We start from the raw sequence: 25779 nt of genomic DNA on the forward strand, positions 1-25779 counted from the left end.
ATCGCCACCCCGCCTTGGCGGGTGCTGTGGTCATGTCGTCCTGATCTAAATGCTACTGGGCCGGCTTGTAGATCTGGTCGAATATACCACCATCGCCGAAATGATAAGGCTGTGCCTTCTTCCAGCCGCCAAAAAGCGGGTCGTCGATGGTGATCAGCTTGATCTCAGGCAGCTTGGCCAAGTCCTCCGCCGGCACCAGGTCGGGCTTCGAAGGGCGATAATGGTTCTTGGCGATGAGCGTCTGGCCTTCCTTGGAATAGAGATAGCTCAGATAGGCTTCGGCAACTTTGCGTGTGCCTTTGGCGTCGACATTGGCGTCGACCACGGCGACCGGCGGCTCGGCCAGGATCGAGGTCGGCGGGTAGACGATATCGAAATTGTCGGCGCCGAACTCATCGAGCGCCAGATAGGCCTCGTTTTCCCAGGCGAGCAGCACGTCGCCCAGCCCTTTTTGCGCGAAGGTCACGGTGGCGCCGCGCGCACCGGTGTCGAGAACCGGGACATGCGCATAGAGATTGCCGACGAATTCCTTGGTCTTGGCCTCGTCGCCGCCATCCTTGGAGCTGGCATAGGCCCAGGCGGCGAGGTAGTTCCAGCGCGCGCCACCGGAGGTCTTGGGATTCGGCGTGATCACTTGGACGTCGTCCTTGACCAGATCGCCCCAGTCATGGATGCCCTTGGGGTTTCCCTTGCGGACGAGAAAGATGATGGTCGAGGTGTAGGGCGCCGAATTGTTTTCGAATTTCGTCCGCCAGTCTGGATTGATCTTCTTCGCTTTCGAAACGATGGCGTTGATATCGCCTTCGAGCGCCAGCGTCACCACGTCGGCGTCGAGGCCGTCGATCACGGCGCGAGCCTGCGCGCCGGATCCGCCATGTGACTGCTGGACGGTGACCGTCTCGCCTGTCTCTGCCTTCCAGTGGGCAATGAAGGCCTCATCGAATTGCTTATAGAGCTCACGCGTCGGATCATAGGACACGTTGAGAATGGTGGTGTCGGCAAACGCGAAACCGAGCGTGCCGAACTGGACGGATGTGGCGACCAGTGCGCCGAGCAGTTTCCTGAAATGAGGTTTGGTCATTTCCGCCTCCGTTGAACTCGCGCCAAATCTACCGAATTGATAGAATTTAGATGCAATCAATGTTGCCTTTTTTGGCTCATTGAAGCAATTTTTCGCCTGGTTTCGGCGATGCGAGGAACTATTTTCCCGCATGGACCATGATCGCGCTCCCGACGCGATTAACTAGAGACGGCCAGCTCTTCGGCAATGGCTGCGTCTCGTCCGAACGAGGTTTCGGCAGCTTATTCGCCGGTAACGGGAAAGTTGAAGCGCTCTCTTGGAAACGGCTCGTTTTCCAGCGTGAAGTGCCACCATTCGCGTGGGTAATTCTTGAAGCCGCCGGCGCGCATCGCCTCGACAAGTCTTTTGCGGTTAGCCGCGGCTTCATCGTCTATCGCTCGGTGAGCCGTTTCGCTCGCCGGATCGAAACAGTCGAAACCGGTGCCGAAATCGAGCGTGTCGGCATCGGTCGCGCCGCAGGCCGGTTTCGGAGCGCTCGTGCGGCCGGCCTGTTTTTTATGGTTGACCCGGGCGATCGCGACATCGACCGTCGATCCGCGCGAATGGGTGGACAGTTCGCCGATATAACCCTTGGCGATGAGATCCTTGCGCTTGACCTTTGGATACCATTGCGGGTCCGGTGGCCCGCCCGTTTTTGTCCATTCACTCATGTCGGAGACAGCCCGCGCAGGGCGGTAGCAGTCGAACACGACCAGCGTCAGCCCTTCGGCAGCAATCGCTTTCTGCACTGCCGAAAGCGCTTGCGCCGCTTGCCTGGTGAGGACGCATACCGGCGCATCGTAGCCGCTTACCTTGCGATGCAGGAAATTTTCGAGGCCGGCATAGCGGATATCCTGCCGGATACTGGGATCGATGTCGGCCAGCCGAACAAAGCCGGCGGGGAGGGTGTCAGCAAAGGCCGAGGAAATACCGGCGGCGGAAAGCAAGGCGTAAACCCCAATCCCTTGAATCACCTGCCGGAATCTATTCAAGGGAAATTTTCACTCGACAAAAACCTTTACGCTGGCCGCGCGTCCCGCCGCGTCGATCACGGTCAGGGTCGAATAGCCGGCGCCGTCCGGCTGCCAGGTTGCGGTGCGCCGCCGGTCGATGCCGACCAGCGGCTTGCCGTTGGCCAGCCAGCGGAACGGTGCGCGGCCGCCCTGCAGCTTGAGAACCAGCGGCGAGGCGTCGGCCGAGGAAGTGCCGAGGTCGACGCGGGCGCCGTCTGGCGGAAAGATGATGGTTGGCGCAGGCTCGGTCGGCGTCGCCTGCACCAGCCCATCGGTGCCGGCGCCGAAGCGCGTCAGCGTCACCGGCAGCTCCTCGCGTTTCGGACGCCGGACGCCGGACGGCTGGCTTGGCAGTGGTACGGCGGCCAGGCCGGAACGGACAAAGCCTTCGAACAGGATGGGCGCCGCCGAGATGTAGCCGGACAGGCCGGGCACCGCGCCGGCGTCGGGGCGGCCGACCCATACGCCGAGCACATAGCGGCCGTCAAAGCCGACCGACCACGCGTCGCGATAGCCGTAGGAGGTGCCGGTCTTGTAAGCGATGCCGCGTTGGGCGGCACCCTGAGGCGGCTTGACGCCTGACAGGATGTCGGTGATCTGCCAGGTCGCCTGTCCGTCGAGAATGGTTGTGGTCGAGCGTTCGGCATTCTCCGGCTCGGTGCCGTCACGCAGCGTGTGTGCCTTGCCGCCATTGGCAAGGCCGGCATAGAGCTGAACCAGGTCGCGCAGTGTCATCCCGACGCCACCGAGGCCGATTGCCAGGCCAGGCGCCTCGTTGACGGGCAGTACAGGGATCACATCGGCCTGGCGAAAGCGCGCCATCAGCCGGGCCGGGCCGACCGCGTCGAGCACGCGGATTGCCGGAACGTTGAGCGACAATTGCAGCGCCTGCCTGATGCTGACATCGCCCTGATAGCCCATGTCGAAGTTCTTCGGCCGGTAGCCGGAGAAATCGGTTGGGCTGTCCTCGATCAGCATCTCCTGCGCCACAAGGCCTTGCTCGAAGGCGAGGCCGTAGATGAACGGCTTCAGCGTCGAGCCAGGCGAGCGGACGACTTTGGTCATGTCGATCCAGCCCGAACGGGTGGCATCGAAGAAATCGGCAGAGCCGACCTCGCCAAGGATATCGCCGGTGCGGGCATCGGCCAGCACCATGGCCACCGAGAGGCGAGGGCCGAGCCTGGCGGCTGCATCTTTCGCCACCTGCTCCAGCCCTTCCTGGACACTCTTGCGGATCGTCAGTTGCAGCTTCTGGCCGGGGATGGCCTTGGGCAGCATTGCATAGGCCGCATGGGCAGCGAGCGCAGGCAAGGTGCGCCGCAGCCCCGACACATCCTCGAGCGCGGCACGCGCGGCCTCACGTTCGCCGAGCAGGCCTGCCGAGACCATGCGGGTCAGCACCCTGTCGCGGGCAGCGTGGGCAATCTCGAGATTGCGATCAGGGCGTCGCTTTTCCGGCAATTGCGGCAAGGCGACGAGCAGGGCGGCCTCCGAGACCGTCAGCCGTTTCGGCTCCTTGCCGAAATAGGCGAGCGAAGCGGCGCGCACACCTTCGAGATTGCCGCCATAGGGCGCCAGCGTCAGATAGCGTTCGAGGATCTCGCGTTTGGAAAGCCGCCGTTCGATTTGCAGGGCGCGCAGCATCTGCTTGATCTTCGAGCCGAGGCTGCGGCTGTCGCGTGGTTCGATCAGGCGGGCGAGCTGCATCGAGAGCGTCGAACCGCCGGAGACGATATGGCCGCTGGTCGCGAACTGGCCGGCGGCACGCGCCAGTGCCAGCACATCTATGCCTTGGTGACCCCAGAAACGCTTGTCCTCATAGGTGACCAGCATGTCGACGAACTGCTTGTCGATCTGGTCCAGGCTGGTAGCGAGCCGCCAGTAGCCGTCCGGCGTGGCGAAGGCGCGCAGCAGTTGGCCGTCTCGGTCCTGCACCTCGGTCGAGACCGTCAAAGCAGCCGGCAGCGGCGGCGGAAATGCGCGGTCGAGCTGCCAGAGGGCGACGGCGGAAATGGCCACGAGGCCGGCGCAAGCGGCGGCGGTGATGGCAGTTCGGCGGAGGAATCTTCTGGAGAGCACGGCACCGCCCTTCTCCCTTCTCCCCTTGTGGGAGAAGGTGGATTGGCGCGCAGCGCCGAGACGGTTGAGGAGTGCTGGCCAGAGCGCTATTGGTGCCAAGCTGGAACACCCCTCATCCGACCTCGCTTCGCGAGGCCACCTTCTCCCACAAGGGGAGAAGGGAGAGCCGGCCGCGACCTCGGCTCCCTTTCTGCAACGCTGAAGATTGGCGAAATCCTTTGCGACGGTGCCATCGCCATATTCCTATCCGCCCTTTTTTGCCTTACGGCGCCTTGACCTCCATCATGCCGGTGGCGGTGCGGGCCGAATATTGCGGCCGGTACATGTCCTCGATCGTTGCCGCCGGGTGGGCATAGGTGCCCGGCGTCACCGCGCGCACGACGTAGGCGAGCGTGATGTTGCGGTCGCCGTCGCCGTCGTTGGGATTGAACGCCGCGACGAAACGGTCGTCGCGGAATTCGAGATGGGCGGCATCGGTCTGAGCCAGCCAGGAGAAGTTCGTCAACTGAGCGCTGGAGACCAGGCCCGGATTGTCGATCTCGAAGCCGGCCGGCAACAGGTCGGTGATCAGCAGCCGCGAAGGCCAGGTGTTCTGCTCGTAAACCTTGAGCACGACGACATAGCGTTCGTTCTGCTTGACCTCCGTCACGTTGGCCTCTGTGCCGTCGAGCTTGTAGTAGGTACGGCTGATGGTAAAGCCGTTGCCGCCGGCCGGCAGAGGCTGGATCGGCGAGGCCACAGTGGTGACGACCGCCTGCAGCGGATTTCTGCCGGTATTAACGATGGTCAGCGGACTGTCGGCCAGGTCGCCACCGGCGATCTGGTCCGAATAGCCGCCGGCATGCGGTGCGCCGTTGACGGTCAGCGCGATCGAATCATTGCCGGCCTTCAGCGCCCGGGCCGCCAGCAGCATCCAGGACTCGTCCTGCGTGCTGGTCCACCTAGCGTCGGCGCGTTCCCTGGTCACCAACTGGATCAGCGCCGGCACGATGGTCGGAACCGGCTTGCTTTCCGCGGCAAGCGCCAGGATCGCCGCGCCGTCACGCAGCGGCGAGCCATAGTCGGATCGGTAATAGTCATATTCGGGTGTCGACTTGGCCAGTTGCAGCGCGGCCTGGAAGGTTGCCTCCGAGCGCTGCGTGTCACCGTAGAGCGCGAGAGACGCCGCCAGCTGGGCGACGGCCATCGGGCTGGTAAAGGCCTCGAGCTGGGTGTCGGCATAATAACGCAGATCGCCGACCGAGGCCTTCTTGTTGCGGGCAAGCACATAGAGCGCGTAGGCGATCTCGCTGCCACGATCCTGGACGTCCTGATCGTAGCCGATCGCGTTCTGCAGATTGCTCAGCGCCTGGTTCATCGCCAAGGCCGGCACGTCGTATTTCTGCTCGCGCGCCCGGGTCAGGAAATCGGTGACATAGGCGTCGAGCCACAGATCGCCGGAACCCGGACCCCACAGGCCGAAGCTGCCGGCCGATGCCTGGTAGCTCAGCACCTTGTAGATGGCGTCCTGGACGCGGCCATGCAGATCGGGGTCGCTGGCCATGCCGATGCCGGAAGCCATGTCGTTGACGTAGAGAAGCGGCATGGCGCGGCTGGTGGTCTGTTCGGCGCAACCATAGGGATAGCGGTCGAGCGTCATCAGCAGCGACGGCACGTCGAAGGCAGCCGCCTGCGAAACGCCGACGCTGACCGAAGCGCCATCGAGCAGGCTTGCCGCCAGCAGTTCCTTGTCGACGCGCAGCGCGCCGCCATTGCCCTTGAGGTCGACGACCATGCGGGTGGTCACCGGCAGTTGCGCCGGGCGCACAGGCACATAGAGCGTCTGCTCGACGGCGGTGCCGTCGGCATGCGCAAGCCTGATGGTGATCGAGGCGTTGCCTGCGGTCTGCGCAATCAACGGCACGGTCAGTGTCTGCCGCTTGCCTTTGGCGAGCGTCAGCTTTTCAGGCAAGGCGGCATTGCCGGTTGACAGGTCGCCTGTCGTGTTGACGGTCAGCTTGTAGTCGCCTGCGGGGCCGTCGGTGTCGGCGACGTCGAGCCGCATGAGGGCGGAATCGCCGGGCGCCAGGAAGCGCGGCAGGCCGGCGGTGATTACCACCGGATCACGCACGATGACGTCGGACTGGGCATGGCCGACCGCTTCCTTGGTCCAGGCGACGGCCATGACGCGCACGGTGCCGTTGAACTGCGGAATGTCGAAGTCGATCCGCGCCTTGCCGTCGGCGTCGAGCTGGACCGGGCCGGAGAAGAAGGCGACCAGCTTTTCGGTCGGCGGACTGCCTTGCGATTGCATGTTGGCGCCGTCGCCGCCGGTGCGCAGCTTACCGGTTGTGCCCAGCGAGCCGTCGATCAGCCGGCCATAGATGTCGCGAACCTCGAGACCGAGCATGCGCTGCCCGAAGAACCAGTTCTCCGGATCCGGTACCTTGTAGTTGGTCAGGTTGAGGATGCCGACGTCGACGGCCGCGACCATGACATAGGCGTTGGTGCCGGGCTGCACGCCGGCAACGGCGACCGGGATCGACAGCTGCTGGCGCGGCATGGTCTTGTCCGGCGTCGCCAAGCTGACCGCAAGCTTCCGCGAGCCGGGATCGAGCTTCAGCCATTTGACGCCGATGGCGCGCGCCGGCATGCGTGTCTCTTGCGAATCGCCCGGCCTGAATAGCGTTGCCGTGACGTAGGCGCCGGCGCCCCAGTCGTCGCCAACCGGGATGTCGACAGTGCTGCCGCCGGCCGGCACGCTGGCGGTGACGGTCTTCAGGAGCTTGTCGGCGCCGATGGTGACGAGCAACTCGCCGGCAAAGTGTGGCGACACTTTGAGCTTGGCCACTTCACCCGCCGCATAGGTATCCTTGTCGAGGGCGATCTCGAGGCCGTCGGGCGTTTCGGTGGTGGTGGAACTGACATACCAGCCGGCGTCGAACTCATAGCTGGTGGCCGGGCCTTCCGGATCCGCTGTCTCGATCTCGAGCCGGTAGCGGCCCCAGTCGACCGGCAGCGACACCGTAGCCTCGCCATCGGCGCTCAGGTCGACCTGGCCGTTGGCCACCGCCTTGGTGAAGGTGACCGGCTCATAGTTCCAGGAGTTGCTCGAGCGATACCACTGGTAGCTGCGCTCGACCTTGACCAGCGACCACTGTGCGGCCTTCAGCGCCTCACGCTTGCCGTCTGGGTCGACGGCGATCAGGCTGAACTTGGCCGTGCCGCCTTGCGGCACCTCGTCTCCGTCGAAATCCGGGCGGATGCCGATCATGTGGCCCTGCGGGCGGATGCCGATATTCAGCGAGCGCTCGACGGCACGGCCGCCGGTTTCACGCATCCTGACAGTGATCTTGGCATCGACCAGCTTGGTGGTGGATGGCAATTGATCGACGGAGACCGGGAAGGTCGCCTTGCCGTCCTCGCCGACCACCGGCAGGCCGGTGAAGGGCGTCACTGTCGGTTCAGCCGACTGTTCGTCGGCGAGACCGAAGGAATAGCCTTTGAAGCGGTCCCAATCGCGGGCGGTCGACAGCGTCAATTCGCCTTCAAGCGCGAGGCCCGCGGCCGGCGCGCCGTAGAGAAAGCGGCCGTCGACGGTAATGTTGGCGGTCTCGCCCTGGGCGATCTCCTGCTTGTCGGAGGACAGGTCGAACTCGATGCGGTCCGGTACGAAGTCCTCGACCAGGAACATCTGGCTGGCGACCGCCGCCTGCTTGGGATCGGTATGGATCGCCACCGTCCAGGTGCCGCGCATGGCGTTGGGTTCCAGCGGCAGGTCGACCGAGTGACCGCCGGCCGACGCGCCGTCGCTGACGATGCGGCGGTCCTCGACGCCGTCGGGCCGCGAGAAGATGAAGGTCAGCGGCAGGTTCTCGACCGCCTTGGCGGCACTGTCGCGGGCAAGAGCCGCGACATGGACATCTTCGCCGGCGCGGTAGATGCCGCGCTCGGTCCAGGCATAGACGTCGAGCGCGCCAGGTGCCGGCCGTCCGGCGACGCCACGGTCGGACAGGTCGAAGCCGGCGCGGCCCATATCGAGGAAGACGAAATCGTCGTCGCCCTGTTTGGCCATCAGCACGGCCGGCGCCATGCCGCTGTCGCCGCGCGTCAGGCCGGGATTGAACACCGCCCGCCCTTCCGCGTCGGTGGTCGCGGTGCCGAGGATTTCATTGTTCCTGGCCAGCAGCGTCAGCTCGGCGCCGGCAATCGGCTTGGCGGTTGCGAGCGAACGCGCAAAGACGTTCAGTCCATCCTGTCCAGTATAGGTCGACAGGCCGATATCGGAGACGACGAACCATTGCGTGGCGTGCGAATCATAGTCGTCGCTGCGATCGTCGACGGCTTGTGCGGTCAGCACATAGACGCCGGGCTTGCGCTTCGGCAACGCCTCGTCGATTGGGAAGGAGGTGGTGACTTCCTTGTTGAGGTCGTTGGCGATGTCGAGCTGGCCCTGCCAGACCGGCTCGCCCATCTGTTCGGAGATGTTCGAAATGTCGTAGCCGTCAAGCTGGCGCAGGAACTGATATCCCGACAGAAGTTGGGCCAGCGAGCGGTCGCCGATGCGGAAGAGCTTCATTTCGGCGGCATTCATGTTGACGGTGACGACCGGTATGCCGCGGCGTGCGCCGGCGGGCAGCACGAAGCTGTCGCCGGTGAAGCGGGCCGAAGGCGCGCGGTCCTGTACGTAGATCGACAGAACCACCGGTGCCGCGGTGACCTCGCCAATGGCGGCCGGCAGGCCGGCGCGGAAGGTCACGTCATAATGTTGGCCGTGCTCGAGCCCTTCGACGCAGATCTGCTTGTCCTTGGCTTCGACGCCCTTGGGAGCGGCGTTGTCGACAGTAACGAACTGCGAGTAGTCGACGCCGGTCTTGACCAGTTCCTCGGAGAACTGCGCGCAGATGCGTGGCGCGCTGGTGTCGGCATCGACGGTATGATCGATGACGCGGAAGCCCTTGCGGGCCTTGAGATCCTGGTAGGCGGCCCTGACTGCCGGCGAATTGACGAGAGCGAGGCTCGCCTCGTAGGCCTGCAGGGCCGGCCTGTAGAGATCGCGGCGATCAAGGCCGTCCCCGAGCAGCGCCAGCACGTCGGCGCGCGTGCTGGTGGTGCGCAGCAATTTGTAGGCATTGAAGGCGGCGGAAGTGGCGTTCGCCGGCAGCGTCGACGGCTCCGAACTGTTGGCAGTCGGATGAACGGCAAGCGTTTCGCGCGCCAGCTCGAGCCAAAGCTGGCCATCGTCAGGCAACACCGAAACCGCCGCCTCGTATTTGTGCATGGCCGAGCGATGATCGCCCGTCAGCGCCGACTGTTCGGCGGCGGCGCTCAGCGCCGTCAGCCCCTCGGTCGGCTTGGTGTAGGTCGGGCCAGTGAGCCTGTTGCGGTATTGCTGGGCCTGGTCTGCCATCCAGTTCGGGAAGAAGGCCAGTTCGGGTGGCGCGCCGATGTCGGGATCGCCATCGATGTTGACGACCTTGCCGGCGACGGCGCCGCTGAAGGGTTTCAACGAGTTGTAATCGGATTTAAGGAAGCACCATTTGGCCTTGAGATTGTAGGTGAAGGCGCGGCAGGCCGGGTCGCCGAGGCAGGTGGTCTTGCACTGGTCGAGGCTGACATTCTGGTCGGATCTGAGATCGAAACCAAAATAGTCGGAATTGTCCGATGTCACCACCCGCCGGGCTTCGGCCGCTTGCGCGACACCGCTCCAGGCAAAAAAGAGAAGGAAAAGAATCGATAGACCACGAGCCGCGCGCATTGCCATAAACCCCTCCAGACAAGTGCTGACGTCCAGAAATCTTCAAGCTTCAGTCGCGCTTGTCAACATCAGGACGCGGCAGGATCCGCCTGCCAACGGTTTGCTTTCCGGCCGATGACCGGTAGTAGCTCCATAGGACAGGGGATCACGCATTCTTGCGGCGACGCAGAAGGTGTGAGTTCCAAGCCCTGTCTATTTCAGCAATTGGATTGTGGCCCCTTTACGAGTGCTTCAGAACTTCATTCCAATTTTAGGTTTGCGAGCTAGGCTAGGAGCGTAATGCCGGCGTATGAAAGGCAGATGTCGGGAGGAACCGCGCCACGGCGCGCGCTTTCGCGCGCCCTGCTTTTCGCCTTGCTGTGCTCGGCGGCACTTATTGTCGAGACCGGAAATGCGGCAGCCTTCGAGATTTTCGGCATCAAGCTATGGGGATCGTCGAAGGACGAAGATGCCGAGATCGTCGACCCGCTGCGCTATGCCGTGACGATCGAGACGCCCGACGCCGACAAGGATCTCGCCGAGAAGCTCGAAAACGCCTCGGCGCTGAAAGCCGACGAGGAACACCCGGTATCAGGTTCGCTGGGTCTTTTGGCCAAGGCGCGCAGCGACCGTGAGCAACTTGTCGCCGCGCTCTACGCGGACGCGCGCTACGAGGGTGTCGTCACCATCACCATTCAAGGCAAGCCGCTCGACGATCTGCCGCCCGATGCCGAGTTTTCCGGCCCGCAGCCGATTCCGGTGGTGATAAGCATAGCAGCCGGGCCGAAATTCACGCTTGGCAACATCAGACTGAAGGGCGATGCAGCGGGGCTGGCAAGTGCCGATTTCGGTCTGATCGCCGGCGGTGACGCCAGTTCGGGCGCCGTGCTCAAGGCCGAGGCGGCGATCGTGCGGGCACTCAAGCAAGAAGGCAGGCCGCTGGCCAAGGTGACGGGCCGCGAGATCGTCGCCGAGCACGCCGGTTCGACGCTCGACGTGACGCTCACCGTCGCGGCCGGCCCGGTCGCCGGCTATGGCGACACCACTGTCGAGGGTACCGAAAAGGTCGACCGCGACTTCACCGAATATATGACCGGCCTGAAGCGTGGCCGCCAGTATTCGCCCGATGAGATCGACGATGCACGCGACAGGCTGCTCGGCCTCGAGGTCTTCAACAGCGTGACGGTGAAGGAAGCCGACGCCCTCGACGCCGAGGGCAATGTCCCGATCGGTGTCCAGGTCAGCGAACGCAAGCCGCGCTATTTCGGCATTGGCGGCAGCTTCTCAAACACCGAAGGGCTGGGCCTCGAAGGCTATTGGGGGCATCGCAATCTGTTTGGCCGCGCCGAAAAGCTGCGCATCGACGGCAAGATCAGCGGCATCGGCAGCAACGACTTGACCCAGCTCAATTACAATGCCGGCGTCATGTTCGAAAAGCCGGGCGTGGTCGGGCCGGCGTCGAAATTCATTGCCAGCGTCAATGCTGTGCTGGAGCACCCCGACGCCTATGACCATTTCTCGGTCAAGGGCAGTACCGGCCTATCCTACGAACTCGACAAGAAGCAGACGGTTTCCGCGCAAGTCGCGCTGGATTATTCGAGGATCCACGACGCTTTCGGCAAGCACACCTATCTGATCGCCAGCATTCCACTGCAATATGTCTACGACAATCGCGACAGCAAGCTCAATCCGACCCGGGGCTTCAGGGTGCTGGCCTATGCCGAGCCGAGCTACGACATTTTGAGCGGGGCTGCCTTCGTCAAGCTGAAGGGCGAGGGGTCGGCCTACCAGTCGCTCGATTCGGCCTCGAAATTCGTTTTCGCCGAACGTGTCGCCATCGGCTCTATCATCGGCGCCAGTCTTCAAGATGTTCCGGCAGATCGCCGCTTCTACTCAGGCGGCGGCGGTTCGGTGCGCGGCTATGCTTATCAAGGCATCGGCCCGAAGGACAGCAATGGAGAGCCGATCGGAGGGCTTTCCTTCTTCGAGACCTCGGTCGAGATGCGCATCGCCGTCACCGACAAGATCGGCGTTGTGCCGTTCGTCGATGCCGGCACGGTGTCGACGAGGCAGGTTCCCGATTTTTCGGACATGAAGGTCGGCGCGGGTGTAGGCTTGCGCTATCTGACGGCGTTCGGGCCGCTCCGCATCGACGCGGCAGTGCCGCTCAACCGCGGCCCCGACGATCCTCATTTCGGCATTTATGCCGGCATCGGCCAGGCATTCTGATGGCAATATTCAGGCGCATCCTTCGTATCCTTTTCTACACGCTGCTCATCGTCGTGGCAGCGGCGGTGGGGGCGCTCGTCGTGCTGACCAAGACCGAGCGCGGCCGCGAAAACCTTGCCGGCATCATCTCGACCATGGCCTCGACCAGTGATCGCAAGGTCACTGTCGTCGGCATCGACGGTATCTGGTCGGGCGCGCTGAGGGTCGATCATGTCGTTCTGGAGGATCGCGAAGGCGCCTGGATGGTGGCGCGCAAGGTGGCCGTCGACTGGTCGCCGCTGGCACTCCTGTCGAAGAGCTTCAGCGCCGATCGCATTGGGGCCGAGCGTATCGAGTTGGCAAGGCTGCCGGTGGCCAATACACAGCCGCGCCAAAGCGGGGCGACCACGCTGCCGGTTTCCATCGATGTCAAGCAGCTCGACCTTCCCGAAATCGCACTCGGGCAGGCTCTGGCCGGCAGCGGTGTTGCCGAGCTCGCAGCCAAGGGAGCGCTCAAGGCGGATGCCTCGCCGTTGGCTATCGAGACCAATCTCAACATCGTTCGCCATGACGGCAAGCAAGGCACGGTCGACGCCAAAGCCCAATTCGCGCCGGCCGACAACAAGCTCGACCTCGACTTGAGGGCATCCGAGCCGGCCGGCGGCATCATCGCCAACCTGCTCAAGCTGCCGGGCGCGCCGCCGGTCGAGATTGTCGTTTCCGGCACCGGACCGCTCGCCAACTGGAATGGCATCGGGACCTTTGTCGTCGATCGCCGGATCGTCACCCAGCTTACCGGTCGTCATCAGCTCACGAACAAGGGTCATTATGTCGAGGCCAAGGGTGACGGCGAGTTCGAGCGCTTCCTGCCCGAAAATCTGAAGCCGCTGTTTGCCGGCAAGACCAGCTTCGACCTCGCCGGCACAGCGACCGCGGCCGGCGGCGTCGACGTGGAGCGCGCCAATATCGACAGCGATGCCGTGCACGCGACGGCCGCCGGCACTGTCGATCCGAACGGTGCCAGCGATCTTTCCGTTAAGCTCGCCGCAAAGGGGCCGCCGATCGTGCTTAGTCTCGGCAGCGAGGCGCAGCCGATAACCGTGGCGATCAAGGACGCCACGGCCCGCGCTTTCGGCGATGGCAAGGCGCCGATGGTCGATATCGGCGCGTCGCTGGTCTCGGTGGTGGCGGGCGGCACGCGGGTGGACGACCTGATCGGGCAAGTGCATTCGGATGGTTTCGACATCCAGAACCGTAGCGGGCCTGTCACCATCAAGCTGACGGCGGCCGGCCTGAACACCGACGTTGCGACGTTGGCGCCGCTGATAACGGGCAGGGTCAGCGCCGGTCTCGCCGGCTCCGTCAGCAAGGACCAGGTCGTCGTCGACCAAGGCACGCTGCGCAGCGACGCGCTCAATGCGTCCGTAACGGCCACCGTGGTGCTGGCCGATCTGTCGATGACGCTCAAGATGAATGCCGACGCGGCTTCGACGGCGCTGCCGCCGCAGATCAGTTCGGTTCTCGGCCAGCGCGTGCAGTTTTCCGCAACCGCGACCCGCGACCCGGACGGTGCGTTTGCCGCCAATGCATTGCAGCTCACCTCCGGCACGCTCAAAGCCAGCGGCACCGCCAGCGCGCAGGGCACCGATATCCGAGCCGATATCAAAGGAACGCTCGGCGACGTGTCGGTGCTGTCGCCGCTGGTTGGCGCGAAGGTCGGCGGCGCAGTCGATTTCGCGCTGACCGCAAGCGGTGCGCGCACCGCGCCTGACTTCTCGGTTTCGGCCAGCAGCGACAGCCTGACGGCGTCCGGCCATGCGGTGAAGCAGATCAAGCTGAGCGCGCGCGGCAAGGCCGATATCGCCAGTCCCGCCGCCGATGTCTCGCTGACCGGCTCGGTCGACGACCAGCCGCTCGACCTCAAGGCATCGCTGGTCACGACCGACGGAAAGCGCTCCATCAATGGACTTGCCGTCTCGCTGGCCGACAACAAGGTCTCCGGCGACCTCGGGCTCGACGACAACCTGCTGCCGCTCGGCACGTTGGCCCTCGATGCCGCCGATATTGCCCCGCTGGCCAGACTTGCCGGCCAAACGCTAGCCGGCGACGTGCGTGGCACGATCCGCTTCGCCAACGACAATGGAGCACCGACGGTCGCGATCGATGCGACGAGCACCGCGATTTCGCGCGGCGAACTGGCGGCCAAGACAATCGCCGTCAACGCGCTGGTCGCCAATTATCTCAAAGCCCCGGCGATCGCCGGCAAGGTCAAGGCCGACACGATCACCTCGGGATCCACGGTGATCAGCGGCATCGATGTCGACCTGAAGCGCGACGGCGACTGGACCGGCTTTAGCGGCGGCGCCACGGTCGCCGGCATTCCGGCCAGCGCGGCCGGGCGGGTCAGGATCGCGAACGGCATCACCAGCATCGAGCTTGCCTCGGGCGAGGCAATCATCCGCGGCATCAAGGCAGCGATCGCACAGCCGTCGGCGCTGACAATCGCCAATGGCATCGTGAGCATTGAGAACCTGGCGCTCGGTGTCGGCGGCGGTTCGGTTGCCGTGTCGGGTACGGCTGGCCAGACGCTCGATCTCGCTGCCTCCTTGTCGGCGGTGCCGGCAGCGCTTGCCAATGATTTCTCACCGGGTCTCGATGCCGTGGGCGCGCTCAGCGGCACCGCGCAGGTCACGGGATCGTCGGCTGCCCCCGACCTCCGTTTCAACGCCCGGCTCAGCGGCGCCGAAACCAACCAGACCCGGCGGGCCGGGCTCGGGCCGCTCGATCTCGATGCGGCAGGCCGCTTCTCCTCGGTCAGCGGCCTGGCCATCGAGCAGGCGACGCTTGCCGGCGAGAAAATCTCCGGCAAGGCAGCCGGCACCATCAATCCGAACGGCGCCAGCGATTTCTCGCTCGACCTCGCCTCGACCGGTCCGAGCCTGCCGCTGTCGTTCGGCAGCAAGGCAAGTCCGATCAAGCTCGAGCTGCAGGCGATATCGCTAAAGGCGGCCGGGCAGGGCACGCAGCCGAAGCTCGACATCTCCGCGACGCTGCCATCGGCCGCCACCAATCTGGCTAAGGTCGAGGGCATCACGCTTGCGCTGCACTCCGATCGCTTCGACGTGAAAGCCCGGAGCGGGCCGATCTCCGGCACCGTGACCGCTGAAAAAATCGGCATCGACAATCCGACAGTCGCACCGCTGATCGCCGGCAAGGTCACTGCCAAACTCGCCGGCAGCCTTGCCGCCGACGCTGTCATCATCGATAGCGGCACAGTGACCAGCGACGCGTTGAACAGCGGCTTCAACGGGCGGGTCTCGCTGGCCGACGGCGCCATCGATCTAAATCTCAAGGCGGATGCCGCGTCGGCGGCGCTGCCGGCGGCGGTACGTGGCGTGCTCGCCGCGCGAACACAACTCAGTGCCGCGCTGAAGCGAGACGCCAACGGCAATGTCACCGCCAACGCCGTCAGGCTGTCGTCCGGTTCGCTGACGGCAGACGGGCAGGCGAGCCTTGCCGCCAACAAGCTCAGCGCCGACGTCAAAGGCGCGCTGGGCGACGTCTCGCTGGTATCCAAGGACGCCAAAGGCGCCATCTCTTTCGCGCTGAATGCGCAAGGCGCCAGCACTGCGCCGGATCTGTCCCTGACTGTCAACAGCGACAGGCTTTCGGTCGCGGCGCGCGAGATCACTGGCCTGAAGCTCACTGCCACCGGCAAGGCTGATGCCGCCAACCCGGCTGCGAATGTGCAACTCACCGGAAACGTCGCGGGTCAACCGCTGCAGGGCAGCGCCGTGCTGGCGACATCCGACGGCAAACGCGCCATCAACGGGCTTTTGCTGTCGCTGGGCAAGAACCGTATTTCCGGCGACCTGGCGCTTGACGATGCCTTCGTCCCGGTCGGCACGGTGGCACTTGACCTGCCCGATATCGGTCCGCTTGCTGCCCTGGCACTGGAAAAGGCCGATGGCGATGTGCGCGGCACTATCGCCTTCTCCAAGGCTGGCGCCGTGCCGCAGGTCGCCGTCAAGGCGATGACGGGCTCGATCTCGCGCGGCGATGTCTCGGCCAAGGCCGTGACCATCGATGCGCTGATCGCCAACTATCTGGCGGCACCAGTGATCTCGGGCAAAATCCGTGCCGACAGCGTCACCTCCGGCGGCACGGTTATCCGTGGCGTCGACGTCGATCTGAAGCGCGACGGCGAATGGACCGGTTTTTCCGGTGGCGCCACCGTCAAGGATATTCCGCTGAAAGCCGGTGGGCGGGTCAAGGCGGTCAAGGGCACGACGACGGTCGAACTTGCCTCCGGCGAGGCGACCATCCGCGGCATCAAAGCGGCTATCGCCCAGGCCTCGACCATCAACATCGCCAATGGAGTGCCCAGCCTCGACAGGCTGGTGCTCAACCTCGGCGGCGGCACGGCGACGGTCACGGGCAAAGCTGGGCAGGCGCTCGACCTCAACGCGACGCTGGCCCGCGTCCCGATCTCGATAGCCAACAGTTTTTCGCCGGGCCTCGATGCCGCCGGTTCCATCTCGGGCACGGTGAAGGTGACGGGTGCGCCGGCCAATCCGGCCGTTGCCTTCAAGATCGATGCAGCAGGCGTTCAGACGTCGCAGACCCGTGGTGCAGGCTTCGGCGCCATGGGCGTTTCATCCTCAGGTACGTATTCGGGCAGCAGACTGACCTTCGACGCCAACATGAGCGATGCCGCCGGCCTTGGCCTCAAGGGCGGCGGCACGATGACGACATCAGGCGCGCCCACCCTTGATCTCAACTTTTCCGGCAAGGTGCCGTTCGCCTTCCTCACCAGGACACTCGCCGCACAAGGCTTGTCCTTGAGCGGCACGGCCGACGTCGATATACAGGTGCGCGGCCCGGCGACGTCGCCGGTGATCTCAGGCACGGTCCGCACGTCAGGCGCCCGCCTGCTCGACGCGCGTTCGGGGCTTGCGATCAACGACATCACTGCCGATGTCGCCGTCGGTGGCGGCGTGGCAAGGATCAATCGCCTGACCGGCACGCTGTCGACGCGCGGCAGCCTTTCGGCCAGCGGCACCGTCGGCATCGATCCGGCTAAGGGTTTTCCGGCCGATCTGTCGATCAAGCTCGTCGACGGCCGCTATACCGACGGCAAGGTGGTCACCGCCAATCTTGGCGGCGACCTGACCGTCAAGGGACCACTCACCTCCGCGCCGGTGATTTCCGGTACCATCAACCTGGCCAAGACCGTCATCACCGTACCCGAAAAGCTGCCCGGCTCGCTGGCCGAGCTCAACGTAAAGCACAAGAATGCGCCGGCCGCCGTGCGTGCGCAGGACAAGGCGTTGCGCCCGGCCGCTGCAAGCAGCGGTGGCGGCGGCAGCGGCCTCATTCTCGACGTCACGGTCAATGCGCCGAGCCAGATCTTCATCCAGGGCAGGGGCGTCGACGCCGAACTCGGCGGGTCGCTGCGGCTGACCGGCCCGGCATCGTCACCCCAGGCGGTCGGCACCTTCACCTTGCGGCGAGGGCGGCTGACGATCCTTGCCAAGCGGCTGACCTTCACCGAAGGCACGGTCGGTTTTTCCGGCTCTCTGGTGCCCTACCTCAATCTCACTGCGCAATCGAAGACGACCAGCGCCACCGTGACCATCGTGGTGTCGGGCGAGGCGACCAACCCGAAATTCACCTTCTCCTCGGTACCGGCGCTGCCGGAGGACGAGGTGCTGGCGCAGCTGATCTTCGGCCGTTCGATGTCGAACCTGTCGCCGCTGCAGATCGCTCAGCTTGCCGAGGCTGCCGGACAACTGGCCGGCATCGGCGGCTCGACCTCCCTGCTGCAGAACCTGCGCAGCGCGATCGGCGTCGACGACCTCGACGTGATCACCGACGAAGAGGGCGGCACCGCCGTCTCGGCGGGCAAATATCTCAACGACCGCACTTACGTGACGATCCAGAAGGGCGACAGGCCGGGCTCGGGCAAGGCAACCGTCGATCTCGACGTTGGGCGCGGCGTCAAGCTGCGTGGCGAGGCAACCGACGCCGGCGAAGCCAAAGGCGGTGTTTTCTACGAACGTGAATATTGAAACCGGGCGTTCGCGCAGAACAACTGGTCGCCCGAAGAACGAGCGGCGTAGCAGCGAATGTCCCGGTTTAATTGCCCGTGGAGATTTCGGGCGAAATCCCTGGCGCAGTAGCAAATTTGCGCCAAGACTGTCGCTATCGCGCGAACCGGCCTGCTTTCAAAGTTGCACATTCCTTGGCATGTTCCCAATCCGTGCCGTCTTTGACATCATGGCGCGGATGCGGAATGTTAAAAGGCAGAAAGCCAACAATGGGAGTTAGTCATGACGATCTACAAGAGTAACGGCGACCGCGTTCCCGATCACATCCTGGCCATGGCCGAAGACGCCAAGGCAGGCAAGATGGATCGTCGCGAATTTCTGGCTCTCGCCAGCGTCTTCGGAGCTTCGACGGCGATGGCCTATGGCATGCTTGGCCTTGCAGACCCGACGCCGGCCAAGGCGGAAGAGGTCCAGGGCAAGAAAGGCGGCGTGTTGAAGGTCGCGCAATGGATCAAGGATCCGAAGGATCCGCGCAAGGCCGACTGGTCGGAAATCGCCAATGCCGAGCGCCAGGCGCTCGAGCCGCTGGTCAAATATACCACCGAATACACATTCCGCCCCTATCTGCTGGAGAGCTGGGACGTGAATGACGACGCTACCGAATACACGCTGCATGTGCGCAAAGGCGTCACCTGGAACAACGGCGATCCGTTCACCGCAGACGACGTCATCTTCAACCTCAAGCGTTGGGCCGACAAGAAGGCAGAAGGCAATTCCATGCCGGGTCGCCTCGGTTCGCTGGTCAAGGACGACAAGCTGGATGAGAGCGCCGTGACCAAGGTCGACGACCACACGATCAAGCTGACGCTCAGCAAGCCGGATATCGCCCTCATTCCCAACGTGTGCGACTATCCCGGCCTCATCGTCCACAAGACGTTCGATGAAAAAGGCGGCGACTTCAAGTCTTGCCCGATCGGCACTGGGCCGTTCGAGCTGGTCTCCTACGATGTCGGCCAGAAAGTGGTCTACAAGCGCCGCGAAGATAACAAATGGTGGGATGGTGACGTCTTCCTCGACGGCATCGAGTTCATCGACTACGGCACCGATCCGGCGGCCATGGTCAGCGCCTTCGAAGCAGGCGAGGTACACACCAATTTCGAGACGTCGGCCGACTATGTGTCGATCCTCGACGGCATGGACCTGGTGAAGTCGGAGATCGTCACCGCCTCGACGATCGTCTGCCGCACCAATGTAACCAACAAGCCTTATGGCGACCAGAAGGTTCGCAACGCCCTGCAACTCGCGGTCGACAACAATGTCGTCCTCCAGCTCGGCTACGGCAATGCCGGCACGGTTGCCGAAAACCACCATGTCGCCCCGATCCATCCGGAATACTACGAACTGCCGAAGATTGCTCGCGACCCGGCAAAGGCGAAGGCGCTGATGGCGGAAGCCGGCCAGGCCGATTTCGAGCACGAGCTGATCACGGTCGACGAGGACTGGCACAAGAATACAGGCGATGCGATCGCCGCGCAGATGCGCGACGCCGGCATCAAGGTGAAGCGTACCGTGCTGCCGGGTTCGACCTTCTGGAACGACTGGACGAAGTATCCGCTGTCGATGACCAACTGGAACATGCGGCCGCTCGGCGTCCAGGTTCTGGCGATCGGCTATCGCACAGGTGAAGCCTGGAACGAGACGGCCTGGTCGAATCCGGAGTGGGATGCCAAGCTCAATGCTGCGCTCGCAGTCGCCGACGCCGCCAAGCGCAAGGAAATGATGAAGGACATCGAGCAGATCCTGCAGGATTCCGGCATTATCATCCAGCCTTATTGGCGCAAGCTCTACAGCCATTCGGTCAAGGCGGTGCAGAACTACAAGATGCACCCGACCTTCGAGCGCGACTATGGCAAGGTCTGGCTCGAGCAGGCCTGACCGGACGATCCGGAAAGGGGCGTCTCGCCCCTTTCCGTCGCTCTTTGCATGATCCATGGACCGGAAGTCGGCGCAGCAAAAAGTTGCGGACTCTTCGGCCGGGGTCTGCAATAAAAAGGGTATTGCATCTGGGACTGGTCTGAAGGCTTGTTCTGCCGTGGCGGCAGGGCGGCTTGCAAACCGGTTCCAACCCCCAACCCGACCGGCAGGGGACCGCCATGCTTTCTTTCGTTATCAGGCGTCTCGGCACCATGGCATTGACGATGCTGTGCCTGACGATGATCGTCTTCTTCCTGGTCAATCTCGGGCCCAATCTGAAGAAGCTGGCGATCAGCCAGACCGAAATGCACACATCCGCCGAGCAGCTTGAGGCCTGGCTGGTCAACCATGGCTATCGGCAGAATTTCTTTGTCCGCTACGGCCAATGGCTGGGCATCATGCCAAAGCAGCCGGTGACCGACCCGGCGACCGGCAAGCCCGCACAGCGTTTCTCCTTCTGCAACGATCCGGTCGTGCCGACATTCTCCGGCATCCTGCAAGGCGATTTCGGTTGCTCGACGAAGTTCAAGACGACGGTCGCTTCGAAACTCTTCCCGGCGCTCAGCGCCACCGGCATCCTGATGCTCTGCGTGCTGGCCGTGATGGTGCCGGTCTCGCTTTTGATCGGCATTCTCGCCGGCATGCGCGAGGGCTCACGCACCGACCGTACATTGTCGGTGGCTTCGATCGCCTCGACGGCGACGCCCGAATACGTTTCGGGCGTCATCTTCACCGTGATCTTCGCCTCCTGGCTCGGCGTGCTGAACGGTTCGGCGGCCTCGGCCAGCCAGGGCATCACCTTCTACAATTTCACCTTGCCGGTAATGACGCTGGCGATCTACGGCATCGGCTACATCGCCCGCATGACCCGCGCCTCGATGGTGGAGGTGATGACACAGCAATATATCCGAACCGCCCGGCTGAAGGGCCTCTCCTTCGGCAGCGTGGTGATAAAGCACGCTCTGCGCAATGCGCTGATCGCACCGTTCACGGTCATCATGCTGCAGTTTCCCTGGCTGCTCACCGGTGTCGTTATCGTCGAGGTGATGTTCCGCTACCAGGGTTTCGGCTACACGCTGGTCGAGGCTGCCGGCAACAACGACATCGATCTTCTGCTCGGCTGTTCACTGGTCTCGGTGTTTATCGTCCTGATCACACAGCTCATCTCCGATGTCGGCTACGCGTTCCTCAATCCGCGCATCAGAGTTCAATAGGAGACCGGGCGGATGCAGGTCGAATATCTCAGCGCCCTCAACGTCGTACTCGGCGTGCTTGCCCGCTTCTGGCCGGTCTGGATCGCTCTCGCCCTGGTGATGGGAGCGAGCTTCGGCTACAAGAAGAAACTAGGCCTTTACGGCCAGCTTTTCGACAGCGGCGTCGGCATCGTCGGCGTTGGCATCTGCCTGTTCTGGCTGTTTACGGCGATCTTCGCGTCGACCATCTCGCCCTTCGATCCGCTTGCCCAGGTGCCGATCATGAAGGACGCGCTGCCGGGCGCGATCGAGCCGGCGTCGAAACTTATATACTATTTCGGCGGCGACAAGCTCGCCCGCGACGTGTTCTCCCGCATGGTCTATGGCAGCCAGATCGTGCTGATCATCGCGCCGGCGGCGACCGGTTTTGCGCTGATGGTCGGTATTACGCTCGGCCTGCCGGCCGGCTATTATGGCGGCAGGATCGATACGGTGCTGTCCTTCCTCGCAAACCTTGTGCTGGCCTTCCCGGTGATCCTGCTGTTCTACCTGCTGGTGACGCCGGGCATCATGGACACGCCGATCCCCTACGCGATGGCAGGGCTGTTCTTCCTGTTTCCGATCATCTTCTTCAGTGTGTTGTTCTGGACGCGCTACAAGAACCGTCCCGACCGCCTCTATATCCTGCTTGGCCTGACGTTGGTGCTTGGCGGCTGGATCTATGCCGGCCTTGTCTTCGATGCCGATCCGTTCAAAATCATCCACATCGATCCCAACCAGCTCAACATCTTCGTGGCGGTGGTGTTCGCCTCCAGCCCGGGCGTGTTCCGCATCGTGCGCGGCCTGGTCATGGACATCAAAACGCGCGACTATGTTGCGGCGGCTCAAACGCGCGGTGAATCGCCCTGGTACATCATGCTGTGGGAGATATTGCCCAATGCGCGCGGGCCGCTGATCGTCGACGCCTGCCTGCGCATCGGCTACACTACGATCCTGCTCGGCACGCTCGGCTATTTCGGGCTGGGACTAGCGCCGGAAAGCCCGGACTGGGGCACGGCGATCAAGGATGCAAGCCGGCTGCTGCGCTCCTTCATCCACCCGGCGCTGCCGCCGACGATCGCGTTGATGTCGTTCGTGCTCGGCCTCAACCTCCTGGCGGATTCGCTGCGCGAACAGTCTATGAAAGATTGATGCCGGGAAAGATTGATGCCGGGAAAGATTGACGCTGGGAAGACCGATGCCGGGTTCGGCCCGACGTGCCTGAAGAACAAGGATTGGAGCGACCCATGAATGAGGCAGTTCGAAATCCCGCCAAGCCGACCAATGGCCCGACCAATGGGCCGATCATCGAGATCGAGAACCTGTCGATCTCCTTCTTCACCCGCAAGGGCGAGATCCCGGCGGTCATGGATTTTTCCTGCACGGTCATGCCCGGCGAGGCAATGGGCATTGTCGGCGAATCCGGTTGCGGCAAGTCGACCGTGTCGCTCGGCATCATGCGCGACCTCTCCAACATCGGAAAGATCGTCGGCGGAAAGATCAAGTTCCAGGGCAAGGACATGGGAGAACTGTCCGACGAGGAACTGCGCGCCATCCGCGGCAACAAGATCGCGATGATCTACCAGGAGCCGATGGCCAGTCTGAACCCGGCAATGAAGGTCGGCCAGCAGCTGATGGAAGTGCCACTGATCCACGACAAGGTGTCGAAGGACGAAGCTTATAAACGCGCCTTGGAAATGGTGCGCGCGGTGAAGCTGCCGGATCCCGAACGCATGATGCGTTCCTATCCGCACCAGCTTTCGGGCGGCCAGCAGCAGCGCATCGTCATTGCCATGGCGCTGCTGTCGAAGCCGGCGCTGCTCCTGCTCGACGAGCCGACGACAGCGCTCGACGTGACGGTGGAAGCCGGCATCGTCGACCTGGTCAAGGGGCTGGGCGAGAAGTTCGGCACCTCGATGATCTTCGTATCGCACAATCTCGGGCTGATCCTGGAGACCTGCGACCGCATTACGGTGATGTATTCGGGCGAAGCGGTGGAGACCGGCAAGATCAAGGACGTCTTCGACCGGATGCGCCATCCCTACACGCAAGGCCTGTTCCGCTCGATCCCGCTGCCCGGCGCCGACAAGAATTCGCGGCCGCTGATCTCGATCCCGGGGCAGTTGCCGCTGCCGCACGAGCGGCCGAAGGGCTGCAATTTCGGCCCGCGCTGCCACCATTTCGTCGAGGGCGTCTGCAACGCCGCCGAAATTCCGATGATCGCGGTCGAAGGCCATGACGGGCATTTCTCGCGCTGTGTGCGCTTCAACGAGATCGACTGGGAGGCGCTGCCACCCGGCGCCAAGAAGGTCAACGAGCGGGTGGTGCCCGGTGCGCCGGTGCTCCAGATCGAAGACCTCCGGAAGTACTACAAGGTCGGCGGCAGCGAAGTGTTCGGCTCGAGCGAGGGCCGTGTCGTCAAGGCCAATGAGACGATCTCGTTCATGGCGCGCGAATCCGAGACCGTCGCTATCGTCGGCGAATCCGGCTGCGGAAAATCGACCCTGGCCAAGGTGCTGCTCGGCCTCGAAACGGCAAGCTCCGGCCGCGTCAAGCTCGGCAATAAGGAGATCCAGTCGACCGGGATCGAGAAGCGCAGCGTCGACACGGTGTCATCGATCCAGATGGTGTTCCAAAATCCGTTCGACACGCTCAATCCCAGCCATTCGGTCGGTTCGCAGATCATCCGTACGCTGGAAAAGTTCAATGTCGGCGACACGGTGGCCGACCGCCGCAAGCGGATGCTGGAATTGCTCGACCTGGTGAAGCTGCCGAGGGCGTTCGAGTCGCGCAAGCCGCGCCAGCTTTCAGGCGGCCAGAAACAGCGCATCGGCGTTGCGCGTGCCTTTGCCGGCGACGCCAAGGTGGTGGTGGCCGACGAGCCGGTCTCGGCACTGGATGTGTCGGTCCAGGCCGCGGTGACCGAGCTCTTGATGGACATCCAGCGCAAGAACAGGACGACGATGCTGTTCATCAGCCACGATCTGTCGGTGGTGCGCTACATCGCCGACCGCGTCGTCGTCATGTATCTCGGCTATATCGTTGAGCAAGGCACGACCGACCAGATATTCGCGCCGCCCTATCACCCCTATACCGAGGCATTGCTGTCGGCGATCCCGATCGCCGACACAAGCGTGGTCAAGAAGCACATCGTGCTGGAGGGCGACATCCCTTCGGCGATGAACCCGCCGTCCGGCTGTCCGTTCCAGACGCGCTGCGGCTACAAGAAACTGGTGCCGGACAACCTTTGCGAAACCACGGTGCCGCCAGTCAAAAATCTCGGCGACGGCCATATGAGCTTGTGCTGGCTGTCCGACGACGTGCTGGCGAAAATGGAGCCGGTGATCAAATTCGACAAGGAGCACGCCGCGAATGAGGGCGTGCCGGATGATGCAAACCACGGTGTTGGCCCGGGCTTTGCCGGAGATCCGCCCAAGCGCCCGCATGGCAAGACTGGCAGCGTTGAAGCCGATGCCGAGGGCCAGGCAGTGGAGAATGCCGAAGCGGTCGCCAAAGCCCGCCGTCACGAGGTTCGCGACGAGGTTTCAGAGACCGGCACCTCAAGCTCTGCCGACAGCCCGGTGGCACCAATCATGCCGCCGACTGTCGGCGACGGCCGCCAGGCCGAGGACGCCACGCGCAAGCCGCGCAAACCCAAGGGCGGCTGAGAGCCGTTAATAGGCTAGGGCGCGCATTGCCGTAGCTGCGCGGCGTAGTCCTGCGCCATCTGTTCGGTGGCATGCGCATAGCGCTGCACGTCGGCGTCGCCGCGATTGCCGCGCTTATAGGCATTCCAGCCGAGATAGTAGGCGAGATACAGATTGTAGGTGTCGTTGCGGGCGACGCCGAGGGTCTCGGCGGTCTTGGAATGGTACCAGCCGACGAAATCGACGGCATCGGCAAAGCGGGTGCGGCGCGCCGCCCAGCTGCCGGTCTCGTTCTGGTATTGCGCCCAGGTGCCGTCGAGCGCCTGCGAGAAGCCGGTGGCGCTGGAGATATGTTTCCAGGGAATGAAGCCCAGCAGCTTGGTGCGCGGCGGCCTGGCGTTGCTCTTGAAGCCGGACTCCTTGCGCACCGTCGCCATCAGCACGGGAACCGGCACACCGTATTTCTGCTCGGCGCGTTGTGCCGCCGCCTGCCAATTGTCGAACCAGCCGTCATTCTGGTCGAAAACGGCGCAGACATCGTTGATGTGGTTCGGCGGCGTCGCGCAGGCCGAAAGCGTCAGCGGCACGGCAATCGCTACAATTTTACTAAAACTCGACCTACGCATCGGAAGAGCATTAGGCCGAAAACATAAAAGGAATCTTGCGGCGTTTCTTAACGCTCGCCATCTCTGCCGGCCAGCGGATCAATTGTCGATATTTCGACCTGTTTCGTCGCTTTCATAGTGGATGACTGCCAAGAATGCCGCCTTGGCTAAAATCACGCCCGCAAATGGCGGATT

General features: G+C 63.5%; 11 protein-coding genes. 6 read left to right on the plus strand and 5 right to left on the minus strand.

What is annotated here, in order from left to right; genetic code table 11:
* Positions 1-52 precede the first annotated feature (52 nt).
* From NKH50_RS00005 to NKH50_RS00020, 4 genes are all read right to left on the minus strand, one after another.
* Positions 53-1081: a sulfate ABC transporter substrate-binding protein gene (locus NKH50_RS00005; RefSeq protein ID WP_352505538.1), complete on the minus strand. Its 1029-nt coding sequence runs from the start codon at positions 1079-1081 to the stop codon at positions 53-55.
* Positions 1082-1302: 221 nt separating this feature from the next.
* Positions 1303-2034, minus strand: a complete 732-nt coding sequence (locus NKH50_RS00010; RefSeq protein ID WP_352875827.1) for a M15 family metallopeptidase — start codon at positions 2032-2034, stop codon at positions 1303-1305.
* 27 nt (positions 2035-2061) lie between these two features.
* On the minus strand, positions 2062-4152 hold the full coding sequence (pbpC, locus tag NKH50_RS00015; protein WP_352505540.1) for a penicillin-binding protein 1C: 2091 nt from the start codon (positions 4150-4152) through the stop codon (positions 2062-2064).
* 262 nt (positions 4153-4414) lie between these two features.
* On the minus strand, positions 4415-9895 hold the full coding sequence (locus NKH50_RS00020) for an alpha-2-macroglobulin family protein (RefSeq protein WP_352875830.1): 5481 nt from the start codon (positions 9893-9895) through the stop codon (positions 4415-4417).
* A gap of 273 nt (positions 9896-10168) precedes the next feature.
* Between NKH50_RS00020 and NKH50_RS00025 the strand changes: the two genes are divergently transcribed.
* From NKH50_RS00025 to NKH50_RS00050, 6 genes are all read left to right on the plus strand, one after another.
* Positions 10169-12097 (plus strand): autotransporter assembly complex protein TamA, encoded by a 1929-nt coding sequence (locus tag NKH50_RS00025; protein ID WP_352799438.1) that lies wholly within the window; start codon positions 10169-10171, stop codon positions 12095-12097.
* On the plus strand, positions 12097-18147 hold the full coding sequence (locus tag NKH50_RS00030) for a translocation/assembly module TamB domain-containing protein (RefSeq protein WP_352875834.1): 6051 nt from the start codon (positions 12097-12099) through the stop codon (positions 18145-18147). Before NKH50_RS00025 ends, NKH50_RS00030 begins: the two co-directional genes overlap by 1 nt.
* Before the next feature lie 261 nt (positions 18148-18408).
* Complete coding sequence (locus NKH50_RS00035) at positions 18409-20061, plus strand: ABC transporter substrate-binding protein (protein ID WP_352740670.1); 1653 nt, start codon at positions 18409-18411, stop codon at positions 20059-20061.
* Between the two features lie 218 nt (positions 20062-20279).
* Positions 20280-21314 carry an ABC transporter permease gene (locus tag NKH50_RS00040; RefSeq protein ID WP_352475426.1) on the plus strand — a complete coding sequence of 345 codons (1035 nt, stop codon included), beginning with the start codon at positions 20280-20282 and terminating at the stop codon, positions 21312-21314.
* 12 nt (positions 21315-21326) lie between these two features.
* Positions 21327-22484, plus strand: coding sequence for an ABC transporter permease (locus NKH50_RS00045; RefSeq protein WP_352475425.1), 1158 nt, complete (start codon positions 21327-21329; stop codon positions 22482-22484).
* 95 nt (positions 22485-22579) lie between these two features.
* Entirely contained in the window at positions 22580-25000 is a 2421-nt protein-coding gene (locus NKH50_RS00050; RefSeq protein WP_352752280.1) for a dipeptide ABC transporter ATP-binding protein, read from the plus strand.
* 14 nt (positions 25001-25014) lie between these two features.
* On the opposite strand, the gene NKH50_RS00055 is transcribed toward NKH50_RS00050, so the two are convergent.
* Positions 25015-25605, minus strand: coding sequence for a transglycosylase SLT domain-containing protein (locus NKH50_RS00055; protein WP_352740674.1), 591 nt, complete (start codon positions 25603-25605; stop codon positions 25015-25017).
* Positions 25606-25779: the final 174 nt, after the last annotated feature.

It is taken from the genome of Mesorhizobium sp. M1027 (assembly GCF_040318745.1).
Lineage (GTDB): Bacteria > Pseudomonadota > Alphaproteobacteria > Rhizobiales > Rhizobiaceae > Mesorhizobium.

Coding starts and splice junctions, on each gene's coding strand:
- NKH50_RS00005 (WP_352505538.1), bottom strand. CDS start 1,081: ATGACCAAACCTCATTTCAGGAAACTGCTCGGCGCACTGGTCGCCACA.
- NKH50_RS00020 (WP_352875830.1), bottom strand. CDS start 9,895: ATGGCAATGCGCGCGGCTCGTGGTCTATCGATTCTTTTCCTTCTCTTT.
- NKH50_RS00025 (WP_352799438.1), top strand. CDS start 10,169: ATGCCGGCGTATGAAAGGCAGATGTCGGGAGGAACCGCGCCACGGCGC.
- NKH50_RS00030 (WP_352875834.1), top strand. CDS start 12,097: ATGGCAATATTCAGGCGCATCCTTCGTATCCTTTTCTACACGCTGCTC.
- NKH50_RS00035 (WP_352740670.1), top strand. CDS start 18,409: ATGACGATCTACAAGAGTAACGGCGACCGCGTTCCCGATCACATCCTG.
- NKH50_RS00040 (WP_352475426.1), top strand. CDS start 20,280: ATGCTTTCTTTCGTTATCAGGCGTCTCGGCACCATGGCATTGACGATG.
- NKH50_RS00045 (WP_352475425.1), top strand. CDS start 21,327: ATGCAGGTCGAATATCTCAGCGCCCTCAACGTCGTACTCGGCGTGCTT.
- NKH50_RS00050 (WP_352752280.1), top strand. CDS start 22,580: ATGAATGAGGCAGTTCGAAATCCCGCCAAGCCGACCAATGGCCCGACC.
- NKH50_RS00055 (WP_352740674.1), bottom strand. CDS start 25,605: ATGCGTAGGTCGAGTTTTAGTAAAATTGTAGCGATTGCCGTGCCGCTG.